The sequence below is a fragment of the Azospirillum sp. B506 genome, assembly GCF_000333595.1.
Classification (GTDB): Bacteria; Pseudomonadota; Alphaproteobacteria; order Azospirillales; family Azospirillaceae; genus Azospirillum.
Map to the genome: position 1 here is coordinate 1 of NZ_BADK01000820.1, position 1,650 is coordinate 1,650.

Genomic DNA, 1,650 nt, shown 5'->3' on the forward strand with positions numbered 1-1,650 from the left:
GGAAGGAGGTGGAGCGCAGATGGTCGGCGATGACGCGGTGCGACACCGCATGCGCGCCGTCCGGCGAGGTCTTGGTCGCCTCGGCAGACGCCATGATCAGCGCTCTTCCGCCAGCTTGCGCACCACGCCCAGCACCTCGGCGACCAGTTCGGGGTCGAGCGCCGAGGTGATCTCGTCGCACAGCAGCACCTTGGGCGCCATCGCCAGCGACCGGGCGATGGCGACGCGCTGCTGCTGGCCGCCCGACAGCTGCGACGGGTAGGCGTCGAACTTGTGCCCCAGCCCGACCTTGGCCAGCGCCGATTCCGCGGCGGCGCGGGTGGTAGCCTTGTCCTGCTTCTTCACCACCTTCAGCGCCAGCATGACATTCTCGCCGGCGGTCAGGTGGGGGAACAGGTTGAACTGCTGGAACACCATGCCGACCTTCTGGCGCAGCGCCCGCAGGTCGATCTGGCCGGGGTCGACGCATTCGCCGTCCACCTCGATCACGCCGGCGTCGATGCGCTCCAACCCGTTGATGCTGCGCAGCAGCGTGCTCTTGCCGGAGCCGCTGCGGCCGATCATGGCGACGACCTGCCCCTCCTGCACCGCCATGTCGACGCCCTTCAGCACCTCCACCGGGCCGAAGGACTTGCGGATGGCGGACAGCTTCACCAGAGGTGTCTTAACGGGCGACATTGAGCTTCCTTTCCAGCGCCTTGGCCGACAGCGACAGCGGGTAGCACAGGGCGAAATAGATCAGCCCGACCAGCCCGTAGACCAGGAAGGGCTGGAAGGTGGCGTTGGTGATCATGGTCCCGGCCTTCGTCACCTCGACGAAGCCGATGATGGAGGTCACCGCCGTGCCCTTCACCACCTGCACCGAGAATCCCACGGTCGGCGGCACGGCGATGCGCAGGGCCTGCGGCAGGATGACGTGGCGCATCTGCTCGCCGAAGGTCATGGCGAGGCTGGCCGAGGCTTCCCACTGGCCCTTCGGCACCGCCTCGACGCAGCCGCGCCAGATCTCGGCGAGATAGGCGGCGGTGAACAGCGTCAGCCCGACGGCGGCCGAGGTCCAGGCCGAGGTCTCGATGCCGATCAGCGGCAATGCAAAGAAGACGATGAACAGCTGCATCAGCAGCGGCGTGCCCTGGAACACCTCGATGAACAGCTTTGCTGCGATGCGCAGCGGCGGCACCGGCGACACGCGGGCGACCAGCAGCAAGAGCCCGGCCACCCCGCCGGAGACGAAGGCGATCAGCGACAGCAGCACCGTCCAGCGCGCCGCCAGCAGCAGGTTGGACAGGATGTCCCACAGGGTGAAGTTAAGCACGCGACACCCCCTTGGCGAACATCCGCTGCCCCATCAGGCTGAAGATCCATCGCAGCCCCACCGCCAGCGCCAGATACAGCGCGGTCGCCAGGAAATAGACCTCGAAGGGCCGGAAATTGCGGGACTGGATGAAGTTGGCGGCGAAGCTCAGCTCCTCCGCCGCGATCTGCGAGCAGACCGACGAGCCCAGCATGACGATGACGATCTGGCTGGTCAGCGCCGGCCAGATCTTCGCCATCGCCGGCCCGAGCACGACATAGCGGAAGATCTGCGGGCCGGTCATGCCCAGGCTGGCTCCGGCCTCGATCTGGGCCTTTCGCGTCGGCTCGATGCCG

General features: G+C 67.3%; 3 protein-coding genes. All 3 read right to left on the reverse strand.

Translation table 11 applies throughout. The features are described from left to right. Positions 1-96 precede the first annotated feature (96 nt). Positions 97-678 (reverse strand): amino acid ABC transporter ATP-binding protein, encoded by a 582-nt coding sequence (locus I71_RS25490; RefSeq protein ID WP_244434048.1) that lies wholly within the window; start codon positions 676-678, stop codon positions 97-99. Next, complete coding sequence (locus I71_RS25495; RefSeq protein ID WP_042700425.1) at positions 665-1,315, reverse strand: amino acid ABC transporter permease; 651 nt, start codon at positions 1,313-1,315, stop codon at positions 665-667. Before I71_RS25495 ends, I71_RS25490 begins: the two co-directional genes overlap by 14 nt. Then, a partial coding sequence (locus I71_RS25500) for an ABC transporter permease subunit (protein WP_042700427.1) occupies positions 1,308-1,650 on the reverse strand: 343 nt, incomplete at its 5' end. The genes I71_RS25495 and I71_RS25500, both read right to left, overlap by 8 nt.